Genomic DNA, 4,683 nt, shown 5'->3' on the forward strand with positions numbered 1-4,683 from the left:
AGCATTGGAACCACCTGATCCCATCCCGAACTCAGCAGTGAAACGATGCATCGCCGATGGTAGTGTGGAGCTTCTCCATGTGAGAGTAGGTCATCGTCAAGATTCAATTCCGAAACCCCTATCTGCGAATGCAGGTAGGGGTTTTGTCTTTTAGTAGAAGTACCAAGATTTCGCTGAGCTGTCGCCTGACGACGGATCGGCACACAGAATTTCTTGACGAACATAGAGCGTTGGAACCACCTGATCCCATCCCGAACTCAGCAGTGAAACGATGCATCGCCGATGGTAGTGTGGAGCTTCTCCATGTGAGAGTAGGTCATCGTCAAGATTCATTCCGAAACCCCTGTCTGCCTTGCAGACAGGGGTTTTGTCTTTTCAGGGCCTGGGCAAAACCTGGCTCGGCAGGGGAAAGGAAGCGGGGGAGGGGGCAGTTACTTGCCGGTCTTGTCCAGGTAGTCACGGATGGTCCGCATGCCCTTGTCGAGATGACGATGCAGTACCGCCACTGCCTCGTCGATCGCCTTGTCACTGGCGGCATCGACCAGCCCGTTGTGATCGTCCTGGGTCAGCTTGCCCAGGCCCATGGACGACAGGTGGAAACGCAGGAAGCGTTCCTCCTGCAGCAACTCGTTGTCGATCAGGCGCAGCAGCTTCTTGTTGTGCGCCTTGCTGTACAGGCTCATGTGGAACAGCCGGTTCAGGCGGCCGATCTCGGCATGCCGGGTTTCGTTTTCCAGTTGCGCGATATAGCCGCGGGCCTGGGCGATGTCCTCGGCGTCGAGCAAGGGGATCGACTGGCGCAGGGCCTCGGTTTCCAGCAGCGTGCGCAGCTCGTAGGTATCCACCGCGTCCTCGCCGATCAATGGCGCAACTACAGCGCCCTTGTGCGCGACAACGCTCAGCAGCCCTTGCGCCTCCAACTGGCGCAGCGCCTCCCGGACCGGCATGCGGCTGACCCCGAACAGCGTTGCCAGCTCCTGTTGGCGGATGGCCATCCCGGGCGCCAGGCGACCATCGAGGATGGCGCTGCGCAAACGCTCTTCGATCACGCTGCGGGCCAGGTGCGCGGGCACCTGTTCGTCACCCAGGATGCTGCTCAGGAGTTTGGTTTTTCCGGCCACGCTGGTGTTGTCCTGCATTTGGAGCGAGATTGGATCCAATCACGCTAGTGAGGGGTACGTTTGTTGTCAAACCGGGAGGGCCCAAGGCGCTGGCAGAAGCGGTTCGCTTCACGTGGGCAAAGGCCTGCGGCTGAATCGGGGGCTAATCCTGAATGAACTTTAGAGTGATTGAAAGTGTCTCGCCGGTCCGGGCGTCAACCGATTGTCGGACGCCGGAAAAAGTGATGGCGCCATGATTGTCCTGCGCCATTGTTTTTTCCCTGATCTGGCGGCACCATCGCCGTTTCCAGGGATTTCGCGGACAGTCTGCCTTGGCGATACGTTGGGCCATTTATCTGACCATGCGCCGGGCGGGGCTCGCCCTGCTGCTTGGCCTGGCGCTGCTGGGCGGGCTTCGCGCGGACTGGGATTTCTCCCAGATCAGCCGCAAGGCCGCAGCCCTCTATGGCCCGCTCGGCGCCGGCCAGCAGCGTATCGACGCCTGGCAGCAACTGCTGGCGACGCAGAAGCAGCTCGGCGAGGCCGAGAAGCTGCAGGTGGTCAACCAGTTCTTCAACCGTCAGTTGCGCTATGAGGAAGACATCGACCTGTGGCACGAAGTCGATTACTGGGCGACGCCGATCCAGTCGCTGCTCAAGGGCGCCGGTGACTGCGAGGACTACGCCATCGCCAAGTACTTCAGCCTGCGTCGACTCGGCGTTCCTGCCGACAAATTGCGCATCACCTACGTCAAGGCCCTGCGCCAGAACCGCGCGCACATGGTCCTGACCTACTATTCCAGCCCTGACGCCATGCCTTTGGTCCTCGACAGCCTGATGGATGCCATCAAGCCGGCCAGCCAGCGTCCCGACCTGCTGCCGGTCTACGCCTTCAACGGCGAGGGCCTGTGGCTGACCGGCGCGGCGGGCAACAAGAAAGTCGGCGATACCAAGCGCCTGTCGCGTTGGCAGGATCTGTTGAAAAAGATGCAGGCGGAGGGATTCCCTGCCGAGCCGGTCTACTGAGGAGCTCCGATGTCACTGTTCAAACAATTGCTGCTCGCCATCTGCCTGTTCCTGGTGATCGCCTTCAGTGGCAGCTTCATGGTCAGCCTGGAAAGCTCGCGCAGTCAGTACGTCAACCAGCTGCGCTCCCACGCCCAGGACGCCGCCACGGCGCTGGCGCTGTCGCTGACGCCGAACCTGGATGACCCGGCGATGGTCGAGCTGATGGTCAGCTCGATCTTCGACAGTGGCTATTACGCGAGCATCCGCGTGGTCGACCTCGGCTCCAATGCGGTGCTGGTGGAGCGCCATGCCGACCCCGATCCGATGGGCGTGCCGCAGTGGTTCATCCAACTGATCGGCCTGGAGGCGGCGGGCGGTGACGCCATCGTCATGCGCGGCTGGCAGCAGGCGGCGCGGGTCGAGGTGGTCAGCCACCCGATGTTCGCCCTCGCCAAGCTGTGGCAGAGCGCCCTTGGCAGCCTCGGCTGGCTGCTGCTGTGCGGTGCCCTCAGTGCGATCGCCGGGGCGCTGTTGCTGCGCCGCCAGTTGCGGCCGCTGGACTACATGGTCGAGCAGTCCCACGCCATCGCTCGTCGTGAATTCCTTAGCCTGCCGGACCTGCCGCGCACTCCGGAGCTGCGCCGGGTGGTGCAGGCCATGAACCAGATGGTCGAGAAGCTCAAGGCGCTGTACCAGGAGCAGGCCGAGCGCAGCGAGAAGCTGCGGGTCGAGTCGTACCAGGACAGCCTCACCGGCCTGGCCAACCGGCGTTACTTCGAGATGCAGCTGAATGCCCGGGTCAGCAATCTGGAAGAAGCCCGTGACGGCTATCTGCTGCTGTTGCGGGTGCAGGACCTGGCTGGCCTCAACCAGCGCCTCGGCGGCCAGCGTACCGACCAGCTGTTGCAGGCGGTCGGCCAGCAGTTGAAGGGCATCTGTGCCGGCTTCCCGGAAACCAACAATCTGATCACCCGTAGCCGCGGTGGCGAATTCGCTGTGCTCGCGCCGGGGCTGAGCCACGACGATGCGATTCGCCTGGCAGAGACCCTGGACGCTGGTTTGCGCGGTATTTCCGATGTCACCCCGTCTGCCTGCATTGGCCTGGCGCCGTTCAGCCCGGGTGATGAGCCCAAGGCCCTGCTGCAACTGGCCGACGAGGCCCTGGCCCGGGCCCAGAGCCAGCCCGAGCCGTCCTGGGTGTGCCTGGAGCAGGGTTCTGCGACCCAGGCCAGCGACACCCACCGGCAATGGCATACGCTGCTGGACGAAGCGCTTGCCCAGGGCCGTTTCGAGCTGTTCTTCCAGCCGGTGGTGGACAGCAACCACCTCGACCGCGTGCTGCACTACAAGGTGCTCTCGCGCCTGATCGACGACCGTGGCGAAGCCATTGCCGCCGGGCGCTTCCTGCCGGCGCTGGAGCGTTTCGGCTGGGCCACCCGCCTTGACCTGGTGATGCTGGAGAAGGTGCTCAAGCAGATGCACGGGCATGACCAATCGCTGGCGCTGAACCTGTCGGCGACCACCGTGGCCAATCCGGCCAGCCTGCAGAAGGTCTTCGACCTGCTGGGCCAGCATGCCAGCCTCGGGCCGCGCCTGACGCTGGAAATCGCCGAAGAGCAGTTGCCGGAACAGGCGGTGCTGGAACAGCTGACCCGACGCCTGCGCGGTTTGGGTTTCAGCCTCAGCCTGCAGCACTTTGGTGGGCGCTTCAGCATGATCGGCAACCTGGCGCACCTGGGCCTGGCCTACCTGAAGATCGACGGCAGCTACATCCGTGCCATCGACGAGGAGCAGCACAAGCGCATCTTCATCGAGGCCGTGCAGCGTGCAGCCCACAGCATCGACCTGCCGCTGATCGCCGAGCGCGTGGAAACCGAAGGGGAGTTGCAGGTACTGCGGGAGATGGAGATCCAGGGCGTGCAGGGCCGCCTGGTGGGCGAACCGGCGCCCTGGCGCTGAACACAAATCTTATGGTCGGTTCGGAACCTGTGGGAGCTGGCTTGCCAGCGATGAGGCCGGCAATGACAGCGATGTTGTCCGGACTGACGCAATCGCTGGCAAGCCAGCTCCCACAGGGATCGCGTTGAGTCAGATCAACCCGCCATGCTCGTCTTCATCGATCAGGTTGTTCAACCCGCCAAGCGCCGCCCGTGCCGTATTGCGGTTGAGCAGCTTGGCCTGGGCGCCCGGCGGCAGGTCGGTGATGCTGATCACGCCCTTGGTGGTCAGCACATCGATCAGGTCCTCCAGCACCCGGATCATGTCCAGGTCGCTCTGCTTGAGCTGCTTGAGGCTGTTCTCCACCACATCGTCAGCGAACCACTCCTGGACCTCGGCGTGATCGGCCGGGAGCATTTCCGTGGCCTCGGCAAAGGCAGCCGCTTCGACCCGAAGTAACTGGCCAGCCGCATCGCGTTGCACGTAGAACATGGTTTTACCTCGTGTCTTTGAATCCATCGTCAGCAGCTTAGGTCAATAAGGAAGGAAAGCGACGCACGAGTATGCGGCGCCGTGACCGATCAGGCAAAAACAGCTGTTGGCACCAACCCCCGCAAGGGTTGGCACCGATCAGCGCA

General features: G+C 63.0%; 4 protein-coding genes and 2 rRNA genes. 4 read left to right on the top strand and 2 right to left on the bottom strand.

What is annotated here, in order from left to right:
• Together rrf (PSEMO_RS22915) and rrf (PSEMO_RS22920) are read left to right on the top strand one after the other, a co-directional pair.
• A 5S ribosomal RNA gene (gene rrf, locus PSEMO_RS22915) occupies positions 1–102 on the top strand; the annotation flags it as partial.
• 110 nt (positions 103–212) lie between these two features.
• A 5S ribosomal RNA gene (gene rrf / locus PSEMO_RS22920) occupies positions 213–328 on the top strand.
• A gap of 103 nt (positions 329–431) precedes the next feature.
• On the opposite strand, the gene PSEMO_RS22925 is transcribed toward rrf (PSEMO_RS22920), so the two are convergent.
• Complete coding sequence (locus tag PSEMO_RS22925; protein ID WP_075805248.1) at positions 432–1,121, bottom strand: GntR family transcriptional regulator; 690 nt, start codon at positions 1,119–1,121, stop codon at positions 432–434.
• Positions 1,122–1,462: 341 nt separating this feature from the next.
• Here PSEMO_RS22925 and lapG point away from each other — a divergent pair, with 341 nt between their 5' ends.
• Both lapG and lapD read left to right on the top strand, forming a co-directional pair.
• Positions 1,463–2,125 carry a cysteine protease LapG gene (lapG, locus tag PSEMO_RS22930; protein WP_086937255.1) on the top strand — a complete coding sequence of 221 codons (663 nt, stop codon included), beginning with the start codon at positions 1,463–1,465 and terminating at the stop codon, positions 2,123–2,125.
• 9 nt (positions 2,126–2,134) lie between these two features.
• Entirely contained in the window at positions 2,135–4,066 is a 1,932-nt protein-coding gene (gene lapD, locus PSEMO_RS22935; RefSeq protein WP_075805240.1) for a cyclic di-GMP receptor LapD, read from the top strand.
• 129 nt (positions 4,067–4,195) lie between these two features.
• Here lapD and PSEMO_RS22940 read toward each other — a convergent pair whose 3' ends face one another.
• Entirely contained in the window at positions 4,196–4,537 is a 342-nt protein-coding gene (locus PSEMO_RS22940; RefSeq protein WP_075805241.1) for a tryptophan synthase subunit beta, read from the bottom strand.
• Positions 4,538–4,683: the final 146 nt, after the last annotated feature.

Source organism: Pseudomonas putida (assembly GCF_001941965.1).
In the GTDB taxonomy this organism is placed as follows: domain Bacteria; phylum Pseudomonadota; class Gammaproteobacteria; order Pseudomonadales; family Pseudomonadaceae; genus Aquipseudomonas; species Aquipseudomonas putida_L.